This window comes from Streptomyces sp. NPDC046465 (assembly GCF_040646035.1).
Classification (GTDB): Bacteria; Actinomycetota; Actinomycetes; order Streptomycetales; family Streptomycetaceae; genus Streptomyces.
Genome location: NZ_JBEYZK010000006.1, coordinates 298031 through 324555, shown reverse-complemented (window position 1 = coordinate 324555; position 26525 = coordinate 298031). Strand labels below are relative to the sequence as shown.

Here is a 26525-nt window from a genome sequence, read left to right as displayed (position 1 = left end):
CCGCGGTCAGCCGCTGCTCTCGAATCCTCTCATCACCAGCTGATGCGGGCCGTCGCCCTTCGGCCGCTCGACGCGGGTGGCCGCCAGGAAGATCCTCCCGCGCTCGTACACCACGTCCGGAGGATCCAAGGCGGTCATCTCCGACATCTCGGGGTTGCCGAACAGCAGCAGGAGGGCCTCCTTGCCCGACTTCGGGTCGAGGCTGACGGCCGCGGAGGGCGCATTCGCCGCTTCCCGGTAGGCGATGACCTTGTCGCCGCTCATCCGCAGGGGAAACATGGGCCGCCCCGGCTTGGCGGCGAATTTGCGCACGCCGTTGCCGGTGCTCAAGTCGAAGGCCACGACCTCATTGGACGGCAGGCCCCGTGAGGTCTCGGGAGAGAAATCACGCGGTTTTGTCGCCATGTAGAGCTGCCGATCCCCGACGACCACTCCAGTACAGAGCTCCACCTGGGAGCTGAAGGTCCCGTCGCAGCCGTGGACGTATCGGTCGTCCTCCAGACGGATCGTGCTCCGCTGCTTACCCCGGTCGGTGAGAGCGATCAGGGTGGTGACTTGTATATCCCCGGCCGCGACCGCGATAACGGGCGGCTTCGAGGAAGCGATCCTGACACCCTGGATCCCCGGGGCGACCTTGTACGTCCACAAGGACTTGCCCGAGCGCGGGGCGATCCGCTGTATCCGGAACTCGGGGTCGGTGCTGTCCCCGCACTGGACCAGGGCGAGCAGGCCGCGGCCTCCGGCGAATCCGACGTCGACGCAGTCCGAGGGTCTCGTATCGGACCAGAGGCGTTTGCCAGTGGTCATGTCGTACCCCACCGAGACCTGTCCCGTAGCGGTGAGCACGGTGCCCTGCGTCATCGTGATGTTGACGCTCATGGCCGCAGCGCTCTCACCGGGCAGCTTCTTGTCCCAGAGCTTCCTGCCGGTGTCCACGTCGAACACAGCTACGCGGTCGCAGGGCGCTGCCGCGCTGTCCCGTCCCGTGCCGCCCTTCTTGTCAGCCTTCGCCGGGCCCTGCCCGGAGTAGATGACGGCGGTCCTGCCATCCACGCTGACGTGCCGGGTCACAGCGCAGAGGGGCCCGCGGAACTTGATCTTCCACTCTTCTTCGGCATCCTTGACGCTGATACCTCTGATGACGTTGGCCGTCCCCTTCGCGACGATCTTGTCCGTCGCCCACAAGCCGGGCGCCGGGGCTTCCTCACCCTCCTTGAGCGTCTTGAGCGTGTATTCGGCGACGGTGCCGCCCTCAGGGGTCCCGGGGGTCCTCTCGACCGTCTCGCGGATCGCATCCGGGGACGGCCGGGCAGAGGCCGGTGCCGCATCCGATGCTTCGCCGCCGCTCCCCCAGAGGGCCCAGGCACCGGAGCACAGGGCCGCGACCAGAGCCAGGAGCACGCCGACGACAAGCGACGTACGTCTCTTCCTGCCTTCGGCCGCCGCGACCACGGACTGGGTGAAACGGGACGGGGGCGGGCCGAAGCTCACGCTGACGGGACCTCTCTGCGGGGCGGGGAAGGGGATATGGACCGGCTCGTCAGCTGGTCATGGCCCTGGCCTTGGCGTACACGTCGAAGACCGCGAGGGTCAGCGGGACCAGGGTCAACAGAACGAAGGTCTCGGCGATTTCCAGGAAGCGGCCCCAGAACGGAGCCACCCCGGTACGTGAGGCGACGAGGCCGATTCCGGTGACCAGGGCCGCCGTCACCGCGATCGCCGCGACCAGCCAGACCGTCCGCACATCGAGCGCCGCGCTGTCACCGGCCGCGGCGGCGGGCAGGTCGAGGCAGAGGCCGATGCCGAGCAGGACCAGAGCCACCAGGCCGGCGGCCAGCGCGGCGGCGACCTGAGCGGTGTAGCGGAACAGGTGCGCGCGCAGCAGCATCGCGACACCCGTGGCCAGGGCCAGGGCCTGTCCCCACGTGTCGTCGGACAGGGCCAGCACCGCGGTGGAGCCGATCACCACGACCGCGCAGCCGCCGACGAGCCCGACGAGGAGTTCCTGACCACGGCGGGCCTGGGCCGCGATGCGCTCGGCGTCGACGGGCTCCTGCGGGGCGGTGTCCGCCCCGTAGCTGCCCCGCGTGCCGTGCGGAGGTTCGAAGCCGATGGGCAAGCGGGCGAACCGCATGGACAGTCCGGGCAGAAAGGCGAGCGCCCCCACGGCGAACGGGGAGCAGAGGGCGGCGGTCTCCACGGGTTCCAGCTGCCACAGCGCCGCCAGGAACGTGGCGAACAGGCCCACCGCGGAGGCGAAGACGAAGGCGACGAACGGGCCGTCGCCGCGCGGTGAGAGCATGCCGAGGATCACGGACGCCGTCAGGACGGCGGCGCAGGCCAGCAGTAGCTGAAGCCTGCCCACTCCCTGTCCGTCGGCCGCCGGGAGCAGTCCTGAACCCGCCACCGCCACGTTCGGCAGCGCGCCGAGACCGAGAGCGAGGGCCGAGGACCGATCGTCGTACACCCGCGCGCGGACAGCGGCGAGGGTGAGCAGCAGGATGCCCGCGACGGCAGCGAGGATGCCCGGCAGTCCGTGCATGTCGTGGCGTGGAGCGGCGGCCCAGGCCACGTAGGCGAGGAGGGCCGACAGCACGGTCCCGCCGATGAGTCCCGCGCCCCGCGTCAGGTCGTCGGTCCACAGCACGCGGTCGCGGGTCACCGCCGACGCGACGACCTCGGAGACATCGTCGAAGACGGCGGGTGGCAGCGATTCGGAGAAGGGGCGCAGCGTGAGGAGTTCGCCGTCGAGGATGCGCTGGGCTGCGAAAGTGCGGGCGCTTTCGAGGACGGTGCCGTCGCGTCGCACGAGGTGGTAGCCGACCGGTGCGCCCTCGGCCGGGCTCTGCCGGGAGAGCCGCAGGATCTCGGGGTAGATGTCGGCGACAGGGACGTCGTCCGGCAGCGCCACGTCGATGCGGCTGTCGGGCGCGACGATGGTGATCCGACAGAAGCCGAAGCTCGTACCGGTGCCGGCTCCGGAGCCGTGTCCGGATGGGCTTTCAGGGGCGTTTCCGCTGCCGGGACGCCCAAGTCCGGTGGCCATCGTGGAGGCCGTCGTGCTCACCTGCTGCTCCCCCTTCACTGCCGACGCCGGTCGCTGCCGGCTCCGGTACCTCTGTTTACTGATGCGGCGCCCGTGTCGTGTTCACCGACTGTGTCGCATTGCGTGGTGCGGCGCGGGACAACCGGCCCACCTGGCTGATTCTTGGTCGGCGCACCCGCCGCCTACCCGAAGTACCCGCCCTCCGGGCCCTGTTGCCCCCTTGAGGCGGCTGTCCGGAACCACCGCCACTCCTGTGCACATCCGGCACCCTATCCCCGGGTGGTGACTACCGGTATCAGTAGGATCACACGGCGATCGCATCGCCCGGCCACCGGGCGGCGAACGGAACGCCCACTCCTACAGGGGAATTGGTGCTCAGTGAGCCACATCATCGTGAAGCGCCCGCCTCGCATGCTGCCCCCCGCGGTCCCGGGCGACGAGGTCGTGCTGCAGCCCCCGCCCGAGCTGCCGCGCGGGCAGCAGGAGGGCGCGATGATGCAGCTGCTGCCCATGCTCGGCATGGGCGGCTCGGTGGTGTTCTTCTTCATGCCGAGTGCGCACCCGTTCATGAAGGTCATGGGCATGGTGATGGTCGCATCGACAGTGGCCATGTCCGTGGCCATGCTGATCCGCTACCGCCGCGGAAACCAGGGGCAGTTGGCGGATTTGCGGCGCGACTACCTCGGCTATCTGAAGCAGACCCGGCGCGCTGCCGTCGACACAGCTCGGGCGCAGCGCGACGCGCAGTACTACCTCCACCCCTCCCCTGAGCAGTTGTGGGCCCTCGTCGCCGAAGGCAGTCGCGTCTGGGAGCGCCGCGCGGGCGACGGCGACTTCGGGCAGGTGCGCATCGGTCTGGGGCCACAGTCGCTCGCCACTCCTCTGGTGCCGCCGCAGACCGCCCCGGTGGACGAATTGGAACCGCTCACCGCAGGCGCGATGCAGCGCTTCCTCGCCACGCACAGCACGCTTGAAGACCTCCCCATGGCCATCTCGCTGCGCGCCTTCTACCACGTGACGGTCAGCGGGGACCCCGAGACGGCGCGGGGCACGGCGCGTGCGCTCACCGCCTCCCTCGCCGCGCTGCACTCACCCCAGGACCTGGTGATCGCCGTCGGAGCGGGCCGGGCTGCCGCACCGGCCTGGGAATGGGCCAAGTGGCTGCCGCACAGCCAGACGCCCGGGGCCGCCGACGGAGCGGGCAGCCGTCGGCTCATCACCGGTGATCCGATGGAACTGGAGGCCATGCTCGCCGCCCGGCTCCAGGGACGGCCACGCTTCCATCCCGAGGGATCCCCTCTGCCCGACGAGCCGCACCTTGTTGTCGTGCTCGACGGCCTGTCGCTCACCCCTACGGCGGCGCTCGCGTCGTCGGAGGGGCTGCAGGGGGTGACGGTCGTGGAGGTCGTACCGGGCGAACTGGCGCATGGACGTGGCGGCTTGTCGCTCGCGGTGCGGCCGGGTGACCTGCGAATCGAGTCGGACCACGGTTTGGTGTACGAGGGCACACCGGATGTCCTCTCGTACGAGGGGGCCGAGGCACTGGCCCGGCAACTCGCGCCGCTGCGCGTGCCGTCCGGAGGCGATGACGACGAACCGCTGCTCGCCAAGTTGGAGTTCACGGATCTGCTCAACCTCGGTGACGCCGACTCGGTCGACACGAGGCGGACGTGGCGCGCGCGCTCGCTCGCGGAACGGCTGCGCGTTCCCATCGGCGTCGGTGAGGACGGCCGTCCTGTGATGCTGGACCTCAAGGAGGCCGCCCAGGAAGGCATGGGTCCGCACGGGCTGTGCGTAGGAGCCACGGGTTCCGGCAAGTCGGAGCTGCTGCGCACGCTGGTACTCGGCCTCGCCGTGACGCACTCCTCGGCCAGCCTGAACTTCGTCCTCGCGGACTTCAAGGGCGGTGCGACCTTCGCCGGCATGGCGCAGATGCCGCACGTCGCCGCGGTCATCACCAACCTGGCGGACGACCTCACGCTCGTCGACCGCATGGGCGACTCCATCCGGGGCGAGCTCAACCGCCGCCAGGAACTGCTGCGGGACGCGGGCAACTACGCGAACATCCACGACTACGAAAAGGCACGTGCGGCGGGCGCCGCGCTCCAGCCGATCCCGTCCTTGGTGCTGGTCATCGACGAGTTCAGCGAGCTGCTCACCGCGAAGCCGGATTTCATCGATATGTTCGTGCAGATCGGCCGCATCGGACGCTCACTCGGCGTGCATCTGCTGCTCGCCTCGCAGCGCCTGGAGGAGGGTCGGCTGCGCGGCCTGGAGACGTACCTCTCGTACCGCGTCGGGCTCCGCACCTTCTCCGCTGCCGAGTCGCGCGCCGCTCTCGGAGTGCCGGACGCGTATCAGCTGCCGAACGTGCCCGGCTCCGGATACCTGAAGTTCGGCACGGACGAAATGGTGCGCTTCAAGGCGGCGTACGTCTCCGGGGTGTACCGGTCGGAAGCGGGGCAGGCCACCTCTCCGGGCGGGCCGCTCCCCGTGGACCGCCGTCCGGTGCTGTTCACCGCGGCCGAGGTGCCCGTGCGATACGCGGCCGCGACAGTGCCCGAGCCGCGTGCCGCAGCGGGCCCGGAGACGGACGACGCTCTCGCCGACACCGTCCTCGACGTGATCGTGCGACGTCTGGAGGCGCAGGGGCCTGGCGCCCATCAGGTGTGGCTGCCGCCGCTGGACAGCCCGCCGCCGCTGGACTCGCTGCTCACGGGGCTCACGGCGGTGGAGGGGCGCGGACTCACCCAGCCCGGGTACGAAGGGGCGGGACGTCTCGTCGTACCGCTCGGACTGGTCGACAAGCCGTACGAACAGCGGCGCGACACCCTGTGGTGCGACTTCTCCGGGGCGGCCGGTCACATGCAGATCGTCGGCGGACCCCAGTCCGGGAAATCGACCCTGTTGCGCTCGCTGATGGCCGCCTTCTCCCTCACCCACACCCCGTACGAAGTGCAGTTGTACGGACTCGATTTCGGCGGCGGAGGGATGGCGTCCGTCGCCGGGCTCCCCCAGGTGGGCGGCGTCGCCTCGCGCCTCGACCCTGAGCGGGTGCGACGCACGGTCGCCGAGGTGTACGGCGTTCTGTCCCGTCGCGAGGAGTACTTCCGCACCACGGGTATCGCGTCCATCGCCGACTTCCGCGCGCGCAGGGCCCGGGGCGAGATCTCGGTGACCGACCAACCGTGGGGTGACGTCTTCCTGATCATCGACGGGTGGGGCAACTTCCGTACCGAGTACGAGGCACTGGAACCGGCCGTCCTCGACATCGCCGCGCGGGGCCTCGGCTACGGCATCCACCTGATCCTCACGGCGTCACGGTCCATGGAGGTCCGCGCGAACCTCAAGGACCACCTCATGAACCGTCTTGAGCTGCGACTCGGCGACACGATGGACTCCGAGTTCGACCGGAAGGTCGCCGCCAACGTTCCCACCGGCGTACCCGGTCGCGGTCAGACGCCGCAGAAGCAGCACTTCATGGCGGCCGTCCCGCGTATCGACGGACTGTCCTCGGACACGGACCTCGCCGATGCCACGGCCGCCCTGGCCACGGAGGTCACCCGGCATTGGACGGCACCGGGGGCGCCCGCGGTCCGGCTGCTGCCACGCGAGCTGCCGGCGGGCGAGCTGCCTCCGGGCAACACCTTCCCGGACCGGGGCGTCTCCTTCGCCCTCGACGAGAACAACCTCGAGCCGGTTTTCGTGGACTTCGAGCAGGACCCGTTCTTCCTCGTCTTCGGGGAAAGCGAGTCCGGCAAGTCCAACCTGCTGAGGCTGCTCATCAGGCGGCTGACTGAGCGCTACAGCGGTGACGCCTGCAAACTCTTCGTGGTCGACAACCGCCGCGCCCTGCTCGACGCAGCCCCGGCCTCCCATCTGGCCGAGTACATCCCTATGTCCAATGCCATGGACCATCACATGGCGGCCCTGGCCGACCTGATCCAGCGGCGCACACCGCCGGCCGACGTCACCACTCGTCAGCTCCGGGAGCGCAGCTGGTGGCAGGGCCCGACGGTGTATGTGATCGTCGACGACTACGACCTGGTGTCCACGTCGAGCGGCAACCCGCTGGGTGGTCTCACCGAACTGCTGCCGTTCGCCCGTGACGTGGGCGTGCGCTTCATCATCGCCCGGTCGACGGCCGGTGCGGGGCGGGCGTCCTACGAACCGTTCTTGCAACGGATCAAGGAGCTCGGGGCACAGGGAGTGGTCCTGGCCGGTGACCCGGACGAGGGCGACATCCTGGGCGGAGTGCGGCCACGGCCCATGCCGGTAGGGCGGGGCATCTTCGTGTCGCGGAAGCGGGGCAAACCGATGGTGCAGACGGGGTTGGTGGCCGAGGAGTCCTGATGGTCGCGCCTGAGGGCGGAGTGGCATCCCACGATCCTTCCCAACCCCTGAACAGCGTCGGAGCCCGCAAGTAGGGTGGGTCCACAGCTCTTTCGTACGTTGTGAAGGGACCCTCCGCCATGACCGACGCACCCGACACCGAGGCGCAGGAAAAGGCTCGTAAGGAGCGCGAGAAGGAGGAGCTCTACGCCCTCGACATCTCCGGTGCCCAATGGCACGGCGCGCCGGGCACAGAGGAGCACGAGGAGCGGGTGGAGATCGCGGACCTGCCCGAGGGCGCCGTTGCCATGCGGTCTTCGCTGGATCCGGAGACGGTGCTGCGGTACACGAAGGCCGAATGGACGGCGTTCGTCCTCGGTGCCCGGGACGGGGAGTTCGACCTGGAGCCCTCGGTTCGCAATGGCGGAGTCACGGCGGCCGACTGACGGCCGGGCTCGACGCCGCCCTACAAAGAGAAGGGGTCGACCTCACGAGGAACGGGGTGGACGCCTCCCGCGCGCGGCCACCCCGTTCCGTCTGTCCACCATGCATTGGCCCAGCTCACTGGAAGTAGCTGGCACCCTTCAGGTCGCCGCCCCGGTAGTCACCGCCGGCCTGGCCGACCTTCTGCCCGATGTCGACGAGTGCGCGATGGATCGCCTCGACGTGCTTGTCCCATTCCTTCTGCTTGGCGACGTACGCCGTGTGGGCCTCGCCCTCCCAGCCCTCAGCCACCTTGGCGACGGCCCGCTTGATGTCCGCGAGGTCGGCCTCAAGCTGCTTGGCCTGAATGCCGAGTTCGGTCGTGATGGCGTCAAGGCCACCGTATTTGACGGCGAGTTCATCCAAGTGCACGTTTGCCATGCCTGCCCCGTCTCTCAGTAGTTGCGGGGAATCCAGTCCCCCGAAGACCTCAGTGGTTCAGTAGCTGTTGATCGCCGAGTGCTGGGCGCCGTACTGGACGTCGATTCCGTCCATGGTCGACCGCACCTGATCCTCGAGCCCGTCCGTGAGCTTCTCGTTGCCGCTGATGCCTTCCAGGAAGTCCACCAGGATGACCCCGACCGCCCTCATGTGCTCGTTGATCTCGGTCTGCTTCCTGTCGAAGGCATGTGCTCCGATGCCCCGCCAGTTGCCTTCCATCATGTCGAGCGTGCCCTGGAGGCGCTTGAGCTGCTTCTGGACCGAGTCGTACTTGCCCACGATCTCTTTCTTCAGAAGCGCCACTTGCTCGCTGTTCAACTTCTGGCCGTCAGCCACGGCTGGGCTCCCTTCGTCAACTGTCGTTGGGATGGATCGGGTGAATGTGGCGAGTGGTCGTGCCGTACACAATTCAGGCGCGGCGTCGAGCGCGCACGGCCGCGGTTGCGCCGCCGCCGATCACCACGACTGCGGCGAGGCCACCCAGGACCGGCCACAACAGGTTGCTGCCGTCGTCGCCCGAAGCGCGCTCGGCGACGGCAGTCTCCTTGCCGTCCGAGGCCGCCCCCTTACCGGGCTGGGAAGGCGTCCCGGCAGGCGCGGAGGCGCCGGGCGTCGAGCCGCCGCCATCGGAACCGGCACCGGCGGTCTTCTTGTTAGTGATGGGATCGACGTCCGCGGGACCGGGCTTTCCTTCGCCCTTCACGACATTGCGCGCGGGCCGGATCAGCCCATAGCCGAGGTAATCACTGGGCTCGTCCTTCGGCCAGTCGCGGCCCGCGGTATCGATGAGGACGCGGAGGACCTGGTTGGCGGTCCAGTCGGGGTGCTTGGACCAGACGAGGGCGGCGGAGGCGGAGGCGATGGCGGTGGCGGCACTGGTGCCGCCGCCACCTTCGTCGCAGTAGGAGCGGAAGGTGTCGTCGCACCAGCGGGGGATGTCGAGGCCGGGGGCGGCGAGGTCGACGTACTCTCCGAACTCGGAGAATTTGGCGACTTTGCCGGATCGATCAGCGGCAGACACCCCCACGACCTGTGGGTAGGCAGCGGGGTACCCAACGAAGTTCTTGGTCTTCGCATCATTGCCAACGCCGGCGAACAGCAACTTTCCCTTGGATGACGCGTACTTCACCGCAGCCTTCTCGGCCTGGGACATGAAGTCACTGCCGAAGGACATATTGATGATCCGTGCGTCGCTGTCGGCTGCGGCTCTGATGGCAGCGGGGCTGTCACCCGTCTCTTTGCCCAGTTCCTTTCCCGTCGTGGTGCGGACAGGGATGATCTCGGCGTCCGGGGCCAAACCCTTCAGTCCCCCGCCTTGCCCGGAACCCGCGATGAGCTCAGCCATGGTCGTGCCATGCCCTGAGTAGTCGTCTTCAGCCCCACCCGGCGCACCTGTCACGTCTTTGCCGGGCAGCACATTCCCCTTCAAAGAAGGAGTAGCCCTTACGCCTGAATCGATGACGGCGACCTTGACACCTTCACCAGTGCTGATCTTCCACAGTCTCTCGGCGCTCATCGCGTCCAAGTACCACTGCTTGGACTGCACATCAGCGCCGACGGCAGCGGGAGCCAGCCCCACCGACAAGAGGGCCAGAGCTCCCACGGCAGAGCCCACAGTGACGGCTCTCCGCCAAGCCCCGCATCGGCTGTACCCCGACTCCATGTACCGCACGCCCTCACTCACGACTAGTCGATCACTGGCGGTACGTGCCGCTGCCCGACAGGCAGATGCGTCTCTTCGTCCTCGACCGAATAGTCGGGCCGCTGCCCTTCGTTGTCCTCTTTCCGAGCGGGAGCCCGCCGACCGCCCGAAGGGCTGCGTACGAGACCGGCGCCACCGGTGGAGAAGCCTTTGGTGCGTCCCGGTGTCGCGGAGTCACGAGCCTTCGCCTTTCCGATCACACCGCCGGCGTTCCCGGTGCCTTGCCGTGAAGGCTGCCCCCCACCGACGGTGTCCTGGAGCGCCGGCCCCACAACTCCGCGCGGCACCCTGGCTCCACTCGAGCCGGACACCGGACTTTGGACAGGCCTGCCTCCCACCACCCCGCGGGTCTGCCCCGCTCCCGTGCTGTGCGGCAAGCCGGAGGGGCGCCCAGGGGCACCGAGCGGTCGCGGGGTGCCGCCGGTGACGCTGCGCCCCTGCGGCTGGCCGGGCCCCGCCGGATTACTGATACTTCGTCCCTGAGCAGTCGGTCCGGTGCGTCCGGGCGGCGCAGAAGGGCCGCGCCCAGGGGCCTCGTGCACCCCCTTGGGGCCGCTCGTACCCGTTCGTCCCTGCGCCGGCACCGGCCGCTTCGCGTCCCCGCCAGGGCCGGGCGTGCGGGTCGTGGGGCCATTGGTCACCGGGTTGAAGCGGCCTGCGTTCAGTGGCGGGACTCCATCACTGCGCGTGGGGCCGGATGTCGCAGGCTGAGGTCCGGGCCCCGGACTCACATCCTGCGGAGGCAGCGTACCGACACTGTTGATCTCCGTACCCACAGGACGATCCGGAGTGGAAACGGGGAGAGGCGCCTCATTGCGCGCCACCGAGGGCACGTTCGACGAGCCCGTGTCGCCCGAAGCCTTCCTGTCGCCCGGAGCAGGCCTCTCGTCGTCCGGACTCTGAACGGAGTCGGGCGCCTGAGCGTTCCCCGTGAATACGGCGGAGGACCGCTGTCCGCCTTCTCCGGCCTCAGGAGCAAAGCGCGCAGGAGGAGGGAGACCGACGTCGGGCATCGCCGAAAACGTAGGCGGCTCTTGGCTCGCCATCCCTTCGTGTGAGACCTGGTAGAACGAAGCCAACCTGTTCATCTGGTTGATCGCTTCTTGACGGTGCTTCTCCGCCCTGACGGCGGCGCCGTACTCCTCGTTCCCCTCGACCCGCTTCGGAGAGGGGATGTCCTCCACCGCTTTCGGATCGGTGCGGGTGTCCCGGGGCGGCATGGAGGCGCGCACGGACGACAGCCCCGCACCGGCCGAGGCCATATGGGTGCTGGCGGCAGCAGCGAAGTCCGAGAGCTTATGGGTGTCATTGACCAGACTCTTGCCCCACTTACGAAACGCCTGCCCCGCCTCGCCCTCCCAGTCGACCCTGTCGATGTGCCCACCAAGCTCCCGGGCAGCCGCAGCAATCGCGTTCCGCGCGCCCTGCAACGCCTCCCCCGCGCTCTCCATGTCCGCCGGATCGGCCTGCTCGACCAAGTCGATCATGTCGTTGAGGCGGTGTCCTTCGAAGCCCATCAGGACCACCCTGCATCGGACTTGTCGCTGCCGTGGCCGCCCTGTGCGTCGGGCTTGCCGCTTCGCTCGCGCCCGTCCGGCATCTCCTCACGCCCGACCCTCGTCTGGATCGCCCAGAAGCGCTGCCGCAGGTCCTCTTCAAGGTTGTCGAAGCCCACGTCGGCGCCGTGCACGGCGATCCCCATGGCGTCGATCTGGTCGCCCAGCATCTTGGAGAGCGAGGTCAGCCGCTCGTGGACCTGGTCGTACTGCGAGTACAGCCCGTCCGCCTCGGGAAAGGAGCTGCCCGCGCCGCTGAAGGATGCGCGGGAGACCTTCTGCGCGCCGACCTTCGACGCACCGCCGGCTGAGCCCTCGAACTCTGTGAGAAGCGTGTTGATGCGCTGCCGGAACGTCTTCAACGCTTCCAGCCCGCGCTTGACATCGGCGCCTGACGCCCCCGTGGCACCCCCGTGCACGTCCGCAGAAAGCACTGGGCCTTCCCTCCCCGTTACCCGCCTGCCCGACCCTCTCGTGATCGCGGTGTGGCTGGTGGTCACTTATCGTGCATGTGTCACTCTAGTCACACTGTGTGTGACATCCAACTGGGTTACACAGTGCGGCGGTTGGGATCAAGCCACGTCACTCCGGACCGCAGCCCCCCAAAAGCCTCCACCCACCACAACTGGGTGCGGACGAAGGTGGCCGTCGGCCATCAAGGTCGAGCTTCAGTTCGATCAACACCGGCTGCGCGCAGTGGCGTTGCTACGTTGACATGGCACGCTCCCAACCGGGAGAGACACATCGAGCGCACGGGGGAAGGGGCTCGCGCATGGCATGGGACGAATGGGAGCAGCTGAAGTCTCAGGCGGCGGAGCGGCAGTCGGCGCACATGCAGCTGAACCAAGCCGAGCCGGGCATGGGGGGCAGCACCACACCGGACCCTGCCTCCTACGGCGATCTCCGCGTCGCCCAGAACGATCTGGCGAAGATCGGTGATCACGCCTTCAAGCTGTACGACCGCCTGTGGAAGGAGGGCCGGGGCGCACTTTCCGGCAGTGACAAGGCAGCGGCTGATCTCACTGGGCAAGGCTTCGCTCTGGGCTCCGCACTCCAGCACGTGTCGACGCGCTGGGACGAACAGCTCAAGTCCCTGCGGGACGCCTGCGCTCACATCGCCAACCACATGCAGGTCACCAAGAAGTTGCATGCCAACGACGAGCATTACATCCGACGCCAGATGAGCAGCATCGACACCCTCGACACCGGCTTCGACGAGCAGGTCGCCAAGCACGGCAAAGACAATCCCATCTACGGCCCGCCGAAGAATAAGGACAACTGATGGATCTCGATGCGCTCCGCTTCGCGGAATTCAAGCTGCTCGAAGAGGCCGTCAGTGACTGGTTGAAGATGGTCGACAAGCTCGACCGGCTCAAGGAAGCGGCTGAGAAAGGGCTGACGGGTGCGGCCAAGAAGGCCGACTGGACTGGGTACAACGCTACCGTCTCAAAGGAGTTCATTGGCAAGACGGCGGGAGAGTTCACGGACGCGCACACGCAGGCCCAAAGTATCACCAGGATTCTGCGGGACACTCTGGGCGAGTTGCAGAAGTACCAGGAACAGCTCCTCGGTCTCCTTTCGGACGGCGCGAAGAAGAACTTGACGGTATCGTCGAGCGGCAGCAGCTTCACTGTCGTCATGAACATTCACCCTGATAGCGCCGCCAAGGGCAAATCGGTACCAGAACATGACCAGGCTGCGGTCGACACTCTTCGCGATGACATTCAGAAGGTTTTGGAGCAGGCTACCAACAGCGACACCTCCGCGGGTAAGTCGCTCAAGGCGATCGCGGACCTCAGCAGGTTCGGATTCGCCGACGCCAAGTACAAGAGCAGAGACACTGCGGTGGTGGCCATGGAGGAGGCCGAGAGGCTCTCCAAGCTGGCGAAGAAGGATCCGTCCGACCTGACCGTCGCGGAGTTCGACCGACTTAACTTCGGCCTCAAGGAGTATGCGGACGACGCACTGTTCGCGGAGCAGTTCGCCACCAAGCTGGGCGCGAAGGGGACGTTGGAGTTCTGGGCCGACATCAACGACCCGGATGCAAATCCTGAGTTGAACTACGCGAGGCACGGAAAGTTCGACGACCTTCAGAAGAACCTCAGTCTCACATTGGCCACCGCTACCCAGAGCGATTCGCTCGGTATGACCGAGTGGACGAGCAAAGTTGTGGACCTGGGTAACAAGCCCGTCGGGAGCAACGGGCCCATGGGATTCCAAGTCATGAGTAACCTGATGCGTTGGGGTAACTACGACGACCAGTTCTTGACCCACTACGGCTCTCGGCTGATGGCGACCGAGAAGAGGATGACGGGGAACGGTGAAGGCGGAGCGTGGCGGCGCAGTGGGACGGACCTGCATCTGAACCGTACGGGGAGCGATACCGGGTGGGACCCGATGGCCGGCTACATGAAGGGCCTGTCGAACAGCCCCGACGCCGCTACGTCCTTCTTCAACGCCGAGTTCATCTCCAAGGACGACGAGGGGAACCCTTTCAAGCGTGAGGTGGACGGGGAAAAGAAGCCTGCAACCCTGTCTAATTTCCAGTATCTCTTCGAAGAACGGGACTGGCCTGCAGACACGGACAGCAAGGGGGAGAGCAGTGACACGGGGCGCAACAATTTTGCTCTTGCTCTCGAAGCAGCCGCTACAGGGCACCCCGCAGGAGAAATGCCGACTCCAGATACTCCAGCCCACAATGCAGAGCAAGCCAAGCTCGTGGAGAGTCTCTTCTCCTCGGTGTCCGAGAAGCCGAGCCGCCTGACCGACAACGGCTATATGTCAGACAGCATGGGACAGATTGCCGCAGAGTACATGCCTGACATTCATCGCGGGCTTCACCCCGGCTCCGTAGGAGAGAAAGAGCTGTTCCCTGTCGCCGGCTCCGCGGCGAAGCTGCAGGAATCCGACATCACACAGTTCCTGTACACCGTCGGAAGGAACCCCGAAGGTTACACGGCCGTGAATCTGGGGCAGCACGGCTACACTGCCTCTATGATGGAATATCACTTCAAGAATCCGGATGCATACATCAATGATCCGGATTTCACGCGCGCCGAAAACTTGAAGAAAACAATTGAAGATGTCGCACGCGCCGGAGGCGAAATCGAGGGCACCCTGGGTGCGGGGCGAGCTTACGAAATCGAATTGGAACAGGGAACTAAGGACAGTGATTACAACAAGGTCATCGATACAGTGGGCACCTGGGGGGGTACGGCCGTAGGCATCGGGATTGGCCTCGGCACAGCACCGCTCATCGGACCAGGTGGGGTCATCGTCGGAGGTGTCACCGGAACTGCAGCAGACCAAATCATCGGTGGCCTGGTGGATGGATCATTGAAGGACAACGCTGAAGACGTGCTCTACCGAAACGGCAAAGAGCTGAATGACACTCGTAACTCCACATATGCCCTGATCGAAGAGTCCGCCAGAGAGGCTGGAAAGAGGTCACACAATCCTTCACCTCACATCGTGAGATCTGCCGCGTCCGCCGCCGAGCAGGGATTTAATAACGCACATGTGAACATTAAAGACTACATCGAAGGACAAGGCCTCCCAAGGGAACTCGGATAAGGGCTACATTAAGTGATCAGCATTCCTAAAACATACCGCGCCCCTATCGCTCTGACGGTCGCAGCCAGCCTGGCGGTAGGCATCGTGTACCTATCGGGCATCTCGACTTCAGAAGATCGAGCCACCGTAAAAGCGGCCGATTCCTGTAGTTCACTCAAGACGGATCGGGCGATCACGGCATTGAACCGAGCACTCCCGAACCGATCCGAGTACTCCTTCGATGAAGACCCCGAGGAAGCCCGGCCGGTAGAAGCCACTGATACTTACTCGAACAGCTGCTTCGTCCGCGCCGACCGAGACATTCTCCTCAGCGCCAGGGCGCGCATGATGGTCGCCGAGCCCCCCAACACTTGGGAGGAGGAGGTCTTCAAGGACGTATCGAGCGGGGGGCGCCGGGTGACAGGCTTCGCAGCAGGCATCCGAGGACTTGCATCACCCGAAAAGGCGGCGGTATTCATCCCCTGTGTGCCAAAAGGAGAGATCCCCGGGGGCGGCTACAACCTCAGCGTCGTCGTAGACCTGAAGGAGCGCGGTGATGTCAGCGATGCCAAGCTGAGGGAGGACCTGATCAGTTTGACGCTCAGCGCCGCTAATTACGCACACAAGTCATCCAAATGCACGCTGCCATCGAGAATCTAGGATTCTTGGCGGAGAAGATAATTCAGACCCGTCGACGTCGCCGCGCATCCCGTACAGCCACCCCCACCCCACCGAGCCCCGCCACCGCAACCAACGCCCCCACCACGGCGTACGTGGCCAGGCGGGCTGTTCGCTCCTCTGTGGTCTCACCCAGGTGGAGTTTCGCGGGTGTTGGGGCATCGGCGCGGGTTACTCCTTCTCGGGGAGTCGGAGATTCGAGAGGGCGTTCGTCCTCCGTCAGGGCGCGGGTCGGGTCTGCGATGCCCCAGCCGACCAGGCGGTCGTGGCCGGCCACCGAGCGTTCTGCTGTCTGTTGGATCTGGGCCGTGATCTGACGGGGAGTCCAGGTGCGGTGCTTGGACTTGATGAGGGCCGCCAGGCCCGCGACGTATGGGGCCGCGAAGCTCGTGCCGCTGTCGGCGCAGTGACCGCCCCCCGGGACCGTGGAGATCATGTCGACTCCCGGGGCCGCCACGTCGACGAAGTCGCCCGACTGGGAGAAGGCGGCCCGTTCGTTGTTGCGGTCCGAGGCGGCAACCGCGAGCACGCCCTTGTAGGACGCGGGGTAGGTCTTCTTGATGTTGCCGCCCAGGCCGTCGTTGCCCGCTGAGGCGACGACCACCCGTCGCCGGTCGAGCGCCCTGTCCACCGCCCGCTTCAGTTCCGGCGCGGGCTCCGCCGCGTTGGCCGTGTCCTGGGAGATGTTGATGACGTCCGCGTCGGCGTCGACCGCGTGGTCGATGGCTTTGGCGAGCGTTGCCGCGGTGCCGTTGCCCTCCGCGTCGTTCTGCGTGATCGGGATGATCGTCGCGTCCGGGGCGAGGCCCACGAAACCCGTGCCTTTGGCGGGGCGTGCCGCGATGATGCCTGCCACGCGGGTGCCGTGACCGACTCGGTCCGTCGTGCCGTTCGCCTTGCCCCGGTCGACCTTCTCGCCCTTCCCGTTCTTGGCGGGGAGAAAGTTGCGGCCACGGGACGCGTCCACCGCGGCCTTCAACTGCGGGTTCTTTGTGTCCACGCCGGTGTCGATCACCGCTACGCGCACCCCCTTGCCCCTTGACTGGCGCCACAGTTCGTCCAGGAGTACGCGTTGCAGGGACCAGGGACGTCCCTCGTACTTCTTGGACGGGAACGTGCACTGGCCGGTCGGTGACGACGGGTCGGCGCCGGCCGGCGTCGGCGTCGCCACGGCGAGGGCCAGCGCGGCCGTGACCGCCCCGGCAGCCCTCCTCGCGCCACGGGAACGTACGACGGATGCGTTCGTCATCTCAGCGGCCCCCATGCCTCAGGAGCCCTGCGGCTGGCGTGCCGCGGCCGTCGACAGGCGTGGGCCTGTGGGCAGGAACTTCGACCAGGCCGCAGGGACCGGTGTCACGTCCTTCTCCCCGTAACCGAGACGCGTCTGCGCTTGTTGCGCCTCCTGCTGTTGCTGCTCGCGCTGCTTCGCGGAGGTGCCGATGCCCGCATCGTCGGTCGCGCTGTCGCTGTTGGACTGCATGGCGTAGCGCAGGCCAGTGTCGGTGACCAGGAAGATGCCTCCGGCCTTGGTCTCGGAGCCGAGGAACTGGCGGTAGAGCTGGCCCGAGCCCGGCGTGACGTACGCACTGGACGAACCGGTGGGGAGCGTGGCCGGGAAGTCGGTGCCGACCCAGGTGCTGAGGGTGGTCGTGCCGTCGTCGGCGTCGACGTCGCGCAGGACGTTGCAGACGGTGTTGCGGCTGCCGTGCGTGGTGGATGCTTCGTTGGCGGCCCTCGGCGCCTCACGCGGCCAGTTGTTGCCCGCCCCGAACTCCTCCGTCTCGGGGCTGAAGGCCGCGGCGCTCAATTGCCGGGCCCGGCCGTTCTGTCCGAGGCCGACCAGGTCGGGGCTGCTGAGGAGCAGTTTCGCGGTGAAGTCGGAGATCGGGGCGATCCGCCCCTGCAGGACCACGTAGTGCTGGGGGCCTTCGCCGTCGGTCGCTTTGAGAATCATGCCGACCTTGTCCGCCGCATCGTCCTGCAGGCCCGGCACCTTGGCGTCGGTGCCCGGGGTGCCATCGATCTCGGGAAAGGCGATCCCGTCTCTCTGGCGCAGGGTGTCGAGCCACTGTTTGGAGACCTTCTGCGGTTCGCGACCGGACCCCACGAGGACGCGCAGGAGGAGACCGCGCTCCTCCTTCTCCGAGATCCGGTACGCCCTGCCGCGGGCGTCGACCACGTAGCGTGTCCTGTCCGGACCCACGACGTACAACAGCTGGCCGCCCCGCAGGCGTTCACGGCCCTCGGTCCTGCTCCGGTCCCGGTCCCCGAGAACGAACGCCGCCTTCTGCATGCTGCTGCCGCCCTCGACCGGGCGTTCACAGACCGCCCAGCGCTTGGCGGAGCCGGCTTCCGACGCCGAGGGCAGCCGGTCGGGGGCGTACGGAATGCCGATGGTGGCGCCGTGCGGGATCTTGCCCTTGTCGAGCACGGACTCGTCGACGTTGATGACCTCGCCCTTGTCGGAGTCGAGGAGGAGCTTCGCCGAGGCCATGTTGAGGACCGGGTGCAGTTGGGGCTTGCCGTGGGTCTCCAGGACGACGTAGCGGGTCGTCGAGTCGCTCGCGATGATTACGTGTTTCTTGGGATCGTCCCAACCCGGTTTGGCCGCCGGCCGGAACATTCCCCACGCGCCGAAGACGGCCAGGACGATCACCGCGACGATGAGGCCGGGCACCACCGCACGCAGCGGGCGAGGCGCTCCCTCCTCCGAGCCCGAGGGTGAGGGCTGGATGAATGCGGCCAGCGTGCGGCGCTTCGCGAAGATGTACGCGTTGAGTTCGTCCCGCCGTGATGCCATGCGTGTCCGGTTCTCCCCGTGAGCGACCTGAGTGGCTGCTGCTCCCCCGTGCGGTGGCGGGCCACGCCCCCGTACTCCGCTGTCGGGCCGGGCCCTACTATGCCTGTTGAGTAATCGCACGTGCGGGCTGGGTGAGGTTATTGGGCCTCAAGCGCCTTGCCCACAAGGGTGGTTCGGGAGAATTGCGGGGGTTGGTCTCTTGGCTTCTACGTCGCGCAGGCGGACGGACAGACGTGCGTTGTCCCGTACGGGGGGACGTACGGGACAACGCACGGAGTCCGCGACCAGGATGCGGACGCAGACGCAGACGCCGTCAGGGAGCACCTCGCCAGGGACGTCAAGCACACCCGGGGACCCTTCACTCCATTTACGGTCGCCATCACGCCAGTTGGGGTCATTCCGCCTGCTACGTCTCGTGCTGCTGCAGGTCGCCGCCGCTCTGCTCGTCGTGGCCTGGATCATCGGGCCACTGGCGCTCGCCACGGCATCCGTTGTCGCCGCGGTGTTGGTGCTGTTCGCCGTCGCCCGGCGCCGCGGTCGGCCCTTGCATGAATGGCTGCGTACTGCACGGGCGTTGCGGTCCCGACAACGCGGCGTCGCGGAGAGAGCGATACCACCGGGGACAGACCCTGCTTTCGCCCCGGCGGTCGAGTGCGATCCTGCCCTGCGTACATACGCATACAGCGGCCGGGACCGTCGTCAGGTCGGAATGGTCGGCGACGGGACGTTCGTCACCGCGGTGCTTCAGGTGGAGTCGGACGTGACGGCGCTGCGGCCCGAGCGCAGCAGGCAGCCGCTGCCGGTGAGCCTGGTGCGGGACGCCCTCGATGTGGACGGCATCCGGCTCGCATCCGCTCAGATCGTGCTGCACACTCAGCCCGCCCCCGCCCTGAACCTGCCCCAACAATCCCTGGCCGTCAGCAACTACGCCCCGTTGCAGGCCCTCACGGGTGCGCCCGCCGTACGGATCACCTGGGTCGCCCTCAAGCTCGATCCCGAGCTGTGCCCCGAGGCCGTGGCAGCGCGCGGGGGAGGTCTGGCCGGGGCTCAGAAATGCGTGGTGCGCGCCGCCGACCAACTGGCGAGCCGCATGAAGGGGGCCGGATTCCACGTGACCGTCCTGAACGAGGAAGAGGTGGCCTCCGCCATCGCCACCTCTGCCTGCGCCAATCCCTTGGTGACGGCCCAGGCCAACCGGACCGAGGCTCCGGAGCGCAGAACAGAGGAATCCCCGCGCACGTGGCGCTGTGACAACCGGCGCCATACCACGTACTGGGTGAAGCGCTGGCCGCAATTGGGGGGCTCCGGAGGGCCCGCGCTGCCGCAGCTCGTGGCCCTGCTCACCGCAGTTCCGGCGCTGACCACAACCTTCAGTCTCACCCTCGGACACGGCGCGCGGCAGGAGATCGCTCTGCGCGGTCACCTACGGGTGACCGGGCGCGGCGATGCCGAACTCGTCACCGCTAGGCGCTCTTTGGAGCAGGCTGCCCGGCAGGCCGGAACGGGGCTGGTGCGCCTGGATCGTGAACAGCTGCCGGGGATGCTCGCCACGCTGCCGCTCGGGGGTGCTCGCTGATGGCTGTCCCGACTCCCGCGGTCACGGGTTCCCCGGGCGAGCGGGCCAGGGGCTCGTTCGCGGCCGCCATGCGCGGCGGGTTCGGGCTGATCGGCCCTCGCCACGGAAGGCACGCGCTCTCCGCCGACCAGGTGGACGCGCTCGCGCTGCCGATCGGTGACGACGGGGTCGTGATAGGCGCGGACGCGCAGGGTCGGCCCGCGACCCTTGGCGTCAATCGGCCCACGCCCTACGACATTCTCTTCATCGGAGGGCTGTGGACGGCACAGGTCATCGCTTTCCGGGCCGCCGCTACCGGGGCGCGGGTGGCCGTGGAGACCGGGCGGGCCGGGGCTTGGGCGCAGTTGGTGCGGGCGCTGGGGGTCGGGCCCAGTGGGATGGCTGTGCATGATGTGGGGCGGGTGCCGCCCCTGGGGGCTTCGGCGGGGAGTCCTGTGCTTGTTGTGCGGGACTGCGGCATGCGGCCGCCTCGGGGGCGGGTCGTGTCCGGGCCATGGCAGTCGGTGCTGACCGTGTTGCCCTATCTGAGTCCCGTCGCCCCCCGGCTCATCCGGCAGGCCCGGCTCGTGGGGGTGCAGCGGGTGTCGCCGGACGAAGCCGTGCAGATCGGGCGGTCGCTGGGGTTGCCCGGCGGGGACGTCGATTCGCTGCCCACGCTCGCGGACGGTGTGACCTTGTGGTGTGCCGACCGTGACCGGCAGTACGTGATGACGCAGGCCACCGACGCCGAGACCGGATTGTTGGGTACCGCTCGGCGGATGGACTGAGTCGGCCCAGGCGGGGGCAATTCGGGGTGCGGTGTCGCCCGTTGGGGCTTTTGTCCGGGGCCGTTTGGTGTGTGCCGGTCCCCTCTGGGCGGGACGTGACGCAATGGACAGCACGGTGGGGTGGACTGCCCTGCCGTGCTCGTGGTTTTGGTGATTAGGCTGGGACGGGGCGCGACGCCAGAACCCGTGAGCGGGTCGGCGCGTCCCTCAACGGGGAGAGCCAGGCGGATCGGACGACAGGAACGGTCGCCCCCCACCACGGCACGAGGGTGCTCGACCACACCAGGAGGCATTGTGAACAGCGATCGGGACGAGATCCGCGGGGGCTGGGAATCACCCGTCGATGATCAGTCCGACGCGGAGTCCGCTGCCGAGACGACGGGCGAGTTCACCATCGACTATGCGGCGCCCGCCTGGTACACGCAGAACGCTTCGGGGAGTGCGGGGGAGACGCCTTCCGCGTCGCCCGTTTCTTCTCCGCCTGTCTCGTCGGAACCGGCTGTCTCGTCGGAACCGGCTGCCCCGTCGGAACCGGCTGCCCCGTCTGTGCCGTCTGCTCCGGTGTCGCCGCCGGTCTCGTCGGATCCGGCTGCCTCCGGGCCTCTGCCTTCCTTCTCCGCCCCTCCGGCACCGCCTGTGAGTCCGCCTTCGGCCGGTGTGCCCAGTGTCGTTCCGAAGCTGCCTGTGGGGAGTGGGTTTCAGCTTGCGGCTCCGGCTCCTGCTCCTGCTCCTGCTCCTGCTCCTGCTCCGGACGAGGCGGGTGGCGAAGTTGCGGAGGAGGTTGCCGCGGCGCCTGCGCCGTCTGTGGCTTCCGGTGCCGCCGACTGGAGCGGGGCCCTTGCCGGACCTGCCGCCTCGGTGCACGTGACGGGCGTCGTGCCGAAGGACGAGGTTGACGCTTTGGTCGAGGCCAAGGATGAGGTCGCGGCTGGTGACGGGCCCGTCGCACCCGTCGCACCCGTCGATGAGAGCTTCGGAAGTGGTGATCTTGAGAGTGGCGCCACCATGCGGTTCTCCGCTCACGCCCTCAAGCAGGAGATCGAGGAGCGTGCCGCCGCTGCTGAGGCGCCCAAGGCCGCTGAGGGTTCCGATGAGGGTGAGTCCCTCGATGGCGTTGGCGATGACGAAGACGCTGATGGTCCGGATGGGCTCGACGAGGGGCAGGAGGCGGGTGACGGTGACGGCGACAGTGGCGCGGACGAGGCCGACTCCGGCGTCGTAGCTGTCGACGCCGATTCCACTGGTTCCGTCAGCGATGCCGTGCCTCAGGACGTCGCGCCTGCCGCGGGCGACGCCCCCGTGCAGGATTCCGTGCCGCCCTCGTGGACTCCGCCGCCGCCCTCGCCGCAGACCGGGCTTCCGCCGTTGCCGCCCGCCTACCAGCCCGCGGCTCCGGCCTCGGCGCCCCAGTGGCCCGCGCCCCAGCCGACTCCGCCCCCGGCGCAGCAGCCGGTCCAGCCCGCGCCGCCCGCACCCGCACCCGAGCCCGTACAGGCCCAGGCGCCGCAACCGGCGCCGGGCGCCTGGACCACGCCCACCGCCCCGGTCACCCCGGCCGCCCCGGTCACCCCGGTCACCCCGGTCACCCCGGCCGAGACGCCGACGCCCGAGACGCCGCAGGCGGGCTACGGATTCCCGCAGTCCGCACCCGTCCCGCCCGCCTCACCCGTCGTACCCGGCGCGCCCTTCGCCTCCGCGCCGCCGCCGCCCGCTCAGGGCTCCGTTCCCGCGCCCGCTCCGGCCCCGCCCGCTCCCGTCGCGCCCAACCCGCCCGTACAGGGCGGTAGTTACGGGTTCCCCCAGCCGCCCGTGCCGCAGGGGCAGCAGCAACCCTTCCCCGGACAGCCGCCTGTTCAGCCGCAGCAGCAGCCGCAGCAGTCCCAGCCGTATCCGACCCCTCAGCCTCAGCCGCCCGCCCCCCAGCCCGGTGGGTACGGCTTCCCTCAGCAGCCGCAGCCGCCGCAGGAACCGCAGCCGCAGCCGCCCGTCGACCCCCGTACCGGTGCCGCCTGGCCGCAGCCCGTCCAGCACGACCAGCGGGAGCGGACCAACCCCGGCGCCCCACTCGGTTACACCGCCGCAGTCGAGCTGTCCTCCGACCGGCTGCTGCGCAACAACAAGCCGAAGGCCAAGAGCAGCAGGCCCGCAGGCGGCGGCTCGCGGTTCAAGCTCGGCGGCAAGAAGGAAGAGGCCGAGCGGCAGCGCAAGCTGGAGCTGATCCGGACGCCCGTGCTGTCCTGCTACCGGATCGCCGTCATCAGCCTCAAGGGCGGCGTCGGCAAGACGACGACCACCACCGCCCTCGGCTCCACCCTCGCCACCGAGCGGCAGGACAAGATCCTCGCCATCGACGCCAACCCCGACGCCGGTACGCTCGGCCGTCGCGTGCGGCGCGAGACCGGGGCCACCATTCGTGACCTCGTCCAGGCGATCCCGTACATCCACTCGTACATGGACATCCGGCGCTTCACCTCGCAGGCGCCGTCCGGGCTGGAGATCATCGCCAACGACGTCGACCCGGCCGTGTCGACCACGTTCAACGACGAGGACTACCGGCGCGCGATCGACGTACTGGGGAAGCAGTACCCGATCATCCTGACCGACTCCGGTACGGGGCTGCTGTACAGCGCCATGCGGGGCGTTCTGGACCTCGCCGATCAGCTGATCATCATTTCGACGCCTTCCGTGGACGGCGCGAGCAGTGCGTCGACGACGCTGGACTGGCTGTCCGCGCACGGGTACGCGGACCTCGTCTCGCGGTCCATCACCGTCATCTCCGGTGTGCGCGAGACCGGGAAGATGATCAAGGTGGACGACATCGTGTCGCACTTCGAGACGCGGTGCCGGGGTGTTGTCGTCATTCCATTCGACGAGCATCTCGCCGCCGGCGCCGAGGTCGATCTCGACATGATGCGGCCGAAGGTGCGGGAGGCGTACTTCAACCTCTCCGCGATGGTTGCCGAGGACTTCGTGCGGGCTCAGCAGAAGCAGGGGCTGTGGACGTCGGACGGGAATCCGCCGCCGCATCTGGCTCCGCCGATGCCGGGGCAGCAGGGGCAGCAGGGGTACGGGGGGCAGGTGCCGCAGCCGCAAGCGCAGCCTCAGCCCCAGCCGGGGCAGCAGCCTCAGCCGTACGCTCCGGGGCAGCCGCAGCCGTACGCTCAGCCGCAGCCTCAGGTGCCTCAGCAACCGCAGCCCGATCCGGAGCCCTATCCGCAGCAGCCGGGTGCTCCGCAGGGGTGGCCCGCTCAGCCGCCGCAGGCCCAGCAGCCTCAGCAAGGCCAGCCGCCGCAGGCCGTGCAGCCCGGGGCGCCGTTCCAGCCCGGGGCGCCGTTCCAGCCGGGTGGGCCTCAGCAGCCGCCGCCCCCTCCGCAGCAGCAGCAGTAGCCGCCGCCAGACCCCTAGTGGGCCCGCACCGTCCCCCGGTGCGGGCCCACCGGCGTTCCGGAACGCCTGCCCACAGCGGGAGCCGACAGCGGCAACCCCACCCGCCACCCCCTCACCAGCCAAGCGTCACCGGTCTCTACCAATGCGGGGAACGTCTCGGTCAACTCGTTGTTTCCGCAGGCCACATGGGGTTCACCCGCCGTTGACGTGCGCAGACTGGCGCTGGTAAACACACATCAACCAGCTGACGTTTCTTGATCCACCAGCGTGCAACCAGCCATCCCTGCGCGAGCGATGACGCGAGGTCACCGACCCATGGACACACAAGAACAGCACGGCAGATCAGCAGTACCGAAGAGAGCGGCACGCCCGCCCCGCCCGCGCGGCCGTCTGCGGATCGTGATTGCCGGTGGGGCCGCCGCGTTCACTCTGACGGCCGGTCTTGCCACGCCTCTCAATCCGGCACCTCAGCAGGCGGCGGCCAAGGACGGCGGCAAGAAGGTCCTCACCGTCGCCGTGGCCCAGAGCGTCGACTCGCTCAGCCCATTCCTCGCCCAGCGGCTGCTCAGCACCAGCCTGCACCGGCTGACGTACGAGTATCTGACGAACTACGACGCGAAGACCAACAAGGCGATCGACGGCTTCGCCACCGACTGGAAGCCGTCCGCCGACAAGCTGACCTGGACGTACACCATCCGGGGCGACTCCAAGTGGTCGGACGGCAAGCAGGCCACCGCCGAGGACGCCGCCTGGACGTTCAACAAGGTGATGTCCAGGGAAGGCACCGCCACCGCGAACTCCAACTTCGTCACCAACTTCAGGAAGGTGACCGCCCCCAGCCCCACCAAGCTGGTCATCGAGCTCAAGAAGCCGCAGGCCACGATGGCCGCGCTGGATGTGCCGATCGTTCCCAAGCACGTCTGGGAGAAGGTCGACGACATCTCGAAGTTCAACAACGACAAGGACTTCCCCGTCGTCGGCAACGGCCCGTTCATCCTGACGGACTACAAGGTCGACCAGTACGTGAAGCTGAAGGCCAACAAGAACTTCTGGCGTGGTCCGGCCAAGTTCGACGAGCTGGTCTTCCGGACGTACAAGGACCAGGACGCGGCCGTCTCCGCCCTCAGGAAGGGTGAGGTGTCGTTCGTCGCCGGGCAGCCCGCGCTCACGCCGGCGCAGGCCGCCTCCCTGAAGAACGAGGACAACATCAAGGTCAACGAGGGTCCGGGGCGGCGCTTTTTCGCGCTCGCCACGAACCCGGGGGCCAAGACCAAGGACGGCAAGAAGTTCGGCGACGGGAACCCAGCCCTCCTGGACAAGAAGGTCCGCCAGGCGCTCTTCCTCTCCGTCGACCGCGCGGCGCTCGTCGACAAGGTGTTCCAGGGACACGCCGTCGAGGGCGCGGGGTACATTCCGCCGCGCTTCTCCGAGTACGCCTGGAAGCCGTCGGCGGAGCAGGAGCTGACGTACGACCCGAAGAAGGCCGTCCGGCTCCTCGACGAGGCGGGCTACCAGAAGAACGACAACGGCCAGCGCGTCGGCAAGGACGGCAAGCCGCTCGAGTTCCGCATCCTGTGCCACGCCACCGACCCGAACGACAAGGCCGTGGGCAAGTACCTGAAGGAGTGGTGGGGGGACATCGGGATCGGGCTCAAGGTCAACTGCCTCGACGACGTGTCCGTGCCCTGGTACGCCGGTGAGTACGACCTCGCCTTCGACGGGTGGTCCGTCAACCCCGACCCCGACTTCGTGCTCGGCATCCACACCTGCGCCGCGCTGCCGGTGAAGGCCAAGGAGAGCGCGTCCACCGACAACTTCATCTGCGACAAGAAGTTCGACGGACTGTATGACAAGCAGCTCGCCGAGTACGACCAGGGCAAGCGGGCCGACACCGTCAAGCAGATGCAGTCGTGGCTGTACGACTCGGGCTACATGAACGTCCTCGCGTACCCGAACGCCGTCGAGGCCTACCGCACCGATCAGATCAAGTCCATCACCACCATGCCGACGGCCGCGGGCAACATCTTCGGCCAGGACGGATATTGGAGCTGGTGGTCCGCCGTGCCCGCGGATGGGAAGAGTTCCTCCAAGGACGGCAGCTCGACCGGTGTCATCATCGGTATCGCCGCTGCCGCGGTGGTGCTCGTGGGCGGCGGAGTCCTGTTCGCCCTGCGCCGCCGTTCGACCGCAGAGGACCGCGAGTAA

At 67.9% G+C, this 26525-nt stretch carries 17 protein-coding genes; 9 read left to right on the top strand and 8 right to left on the bottom strand.

Translation table 11 applies throughout. From position 1 onward, the window contains the following. Positions 1-6: 6 nt before the first annotated feature. Positions 7-1491, bottom strand: coding sequence for a PQQ-binding-like beta-propeller repeat protein (locus ABZ953_RS12335; RefSeq protein WP_361720959.1), 1485 nt, complete (start codon positions 1489-1491; stop codon positions 7-9). Positions 1492-1540: 49 nt separating this feature from the next. Then, the gene (gene eccD / locus ABZ953_RS12330) at positions 1541-3067 is read right to left on the bottom strand and encodes a type VII secretion integral membrane protein EccD (RefSeq protein WP_361720956.1); all 1527 of its coding nucleotides are present in this window, start codon (positions 3065-3067) and stop codon (positions 1541-1543) included. 357 nt (positions 3068-3424) lie between these two features. On the opposite strand from eccD, the gene eccCa reads away from it, so the two are divergent. Next, positions 3425-7399 carry a type VII secretion protein EccCa gene (gene eccCa, locus ABZ953_RS12325; protein ID WP_361720953.1) on the top strand — a complete coding sequence of 1325 codons (3975 nt, stop codon included), beginning with the start codon at positions 3425-3427 and terminating at the stop codon, positions 7397-7399. Positions 7400-7518: 119 nt separating this feature from the next. Further along, on the top strand, positions 7519-7824 hold the full coding sequence (locus ABZ953_RS12320; protein ID WP_361720950.1) for a DUF397 domain-containing protein: 306 nt from the start codon (positions 7519-7521) through the stop codon (positions 7822-7824). A gap of 115 nt (positions 7825-7939) precedes the next feature. On the opposite strand, the gene ABZ953_RS12315 is transcribed toward ABZ953_RS12320, so the two are convergent. The 4 genes from ABZ953_RS12315 to ABZ953_RS12300 form a co-directional block, all read right to left on the bottom strand. After that, entirely contained in the window at positions 7940-8242 is a 303-nt protein-coding gene (locus ABZ953_RS12315) for a WXG100 family type VII secretion target (protein ID WP_361720947.1), read from the bottom strand. Between the two features lie 57 nt (positions 8243-8299). Beyond that, complete coding sequence (locus tag ABZ953_RS12310) at positions 8300-8638, bottom strand: WXG100 family type VII secretion target (protein WP_361720944.1); 339 nt, start codon at positions 8636-8638, stop codon at positions 8300-8302. A 73-nt stretch (positions 8639-8711) separates the two neighbouring features. After that, positions 8712-9848: a S8 family serine peptidase gene (locus ABZ953_RS12305; RefSeq protein WP_361720941.1), complete on the bottom strand. Its 1137-nt coding sequence runs from the start codon at positions 9846-9848 to the stop codon at positions 8712-8714. A 1672-nt stretch (positions 9849-11520) separates the two neighbouring features. Further along, positions 11521-11994, bottom strand: a complete 474-nt coding sequence (locus ABZ953_RS12300; RefSeq protein ID WP_361720938.1) for a hypothetical protein — start codon at positions 11992-11994, stop codon at positions 11521-11523. A gap of 338 nt (positions 11995-12332) precedes the next feature. Between ABZ953_RS12300 and ABZ953_RS12295 the strand changes: the two genes are divergently transcribed. The 3 genes from ABZ953_RS12295 to ABZ953_RS12285 are packed head-to-tail and all read left to right on the top strand — an operon-like array spanning position 12333 to position 15772. Further along, on the top strand, positions 12333-12842 hold the full coding sequence (locus ABZ953_RS12295) for a hypothetical protein (protein ID WP_361720935.1): 510 nt from the start codon (positions 12333-12335) through the stop codon (positions 12840-12842). Beyond that, positions 12842-15133 (top strand): DUF6571 family protein, encoded by a 2292-nt coding sequence (locus tag ABZ953_RS12290; protein ID WP_361720932.1) that lies wholly within the window; start codon positions 12842-12844, stop codon positions 15131-15133. Before ABZ953_RS12295 ends, ABZ953_RS12290 begins: the two co-directional genes overlap by 1 nt. A gap of 12 nt (positions 15134-15145) precedes the next feature. After that, the gene (locus tag ABZ953_RS12285; RefSeq protein ID WP_361720929.1) at positions 15146-15772 is read left to right on the top strand and encodes a hypothetical protein; all 627 of its coding nucleotides are present in this window, start codon (positions 15146-15148) and stop codon (positions 15770-15772) included. A 22-nt stretch (positions 15773-15794) separates the two neighbouring features. Here the strand turns inward: ABZ953_RS12285 and mycP are convergent, their stop codons facing one another. Continuing rightward, on the bottom strand, positions 15795-17039 hold the full coding sequence (gene mycP, locus ABZ953_RS12280; protein WP_361720926.1) for a type VII secretion-associated serine protease mycosin: 1245 nt from the start codon (positions 17037-17039) through the stop codon (positions 15795-15797). An 18-nt stretch (positions 17040-17057) separates the two neighbouring features. Continuing rightward, the gene (gene eccB / locus ABZ953_RS12275) at positions 17058-18590 is read right to left on the bottom strand and encodes a type VII secretion protein EccB (protein WP_361720923.1); all 1533 of its coding nucleotides are present in this window, start codon (positions 18588-18590) and stop codon (positions 17058-17060) included. 289 nt (positions 18591-18879) lie between these two features. On the opposite strand from eccB, the gene eccE reads away from it, so the two are divergent. The 4 genes from eccE to ABZ953_RS12255 all read left to right on the top strand — a co-directional run bounded on the left by eccE (position 18880) and on the right by ABZ953_RS12255 (position 26525). After that, positions 18880-20166, top strand: a complete 1287-nt coding sequence (gene eccE / locus ABZ953_RS12270) for a type VII secretion protein EccE (RefSeq protein WP_361720920.1) — start codon at positions 18880-18882, stop codon at positions 20164-20166. 68 nt (positions 20167-20234) lie between these two features. Continuing rightward, entirely contained in the window at positions 20235-20933 is a 699-nt protein-coding gene (locus ABZ953_RS12265; RefSeq protein ID WP_361721028.1) for a hypothetical protein, read from the top strand. Between the two features lie 294 nt (positions 20934-21227). Beyond that, on the top strand, positions 21228-24320 hold the full coding sequence (locus tag ABZ953_RS12260) for an SCO5717 family growth-regulating ATPase (RefSeq protein WP_361720917.1): 3093 nt from the start codon (positions 21228-21230) through the stop codon (positions 24318-24320). A 315-nt stretch (positions 24321-24635) separates the two neighbouring features. Further along, on the top strand, positions 24636-26525 hold the full coding sequence (locus ABZ953_RS12255) for an ABC transporter substrate-binding protein (RefSeq protein ID WP_361720914.1): 1890 nt from the start codon (positions 24636-24638) through the stop codon (positions 26523-26525).

Excerpts from the sequence above, each read along its gene's own strand:
- ABZ953_RS12320 (WP_361720950.1), top strand. The coding sequence starts at position 7,519 with ATGACCGACGCACCCGACACCGAGGCGCAGGAAAAGGCTCGTAAGGAG.
- ABZ953_RS12315 (WP_361720947.1), bottom strand. The coding sequence starts at position 8,242 with ATGGCAAACGTGCACTTGGATGAACTCGCCGTCAAATACGGTGGCCTT.
- ABZ953_RS12295 (WP_361720935.1), top strand. The coding sequence starts at position 12,333 with ATGGCATGGGACGAATGGGAGCAGCTGAAGTCTCAGGCGGCGGAGCGG.
- ABZ953_RS12290 (WP_361720932.1), top strand. The coding sequence starts at position 12,842 with ATGGATCTCGATGCGCTCCGCTTCGCGGAATTCAAGCTGCTCGAAGAG.
- mycP (WP_361720926.1), bottom strand. The coding sequence starts at position 17,039 with ATGACGAACGCATCCGTCGTACGTTCCCGTGGCGCGAGGAGGGCTGCC.
- eccB (WP_361720923.1), bottom strand. The coding sequence starts at position 18,590 with ATGGCATCACGGCGGGACGAACTCAACGCGTACATCTTCGCGAAGCGC.
- eccE (WP_361720920.1), top strand. The coding sequence starts at position 18,880 with ATGCGGACGCAGACGCAGACGCCGTCAGGGAGCACCTCGCCAGGGACG.
- ABZ953_RS12265 (WP_361721028.1), top strand. The coding sequence starts at position 20,235 with ATGCGCGGCGGGTTCGGGCTGATCGGCCCTCGCCACGGAAGGCACGCG.
- ABZ953_RS12255 (WP_361720914.1), top strand. The coding sequence starts at position 24,636 with ATGGACACACAAGAACAGCACGGCAGATCAGCAGTACCGAAGAGAGCG.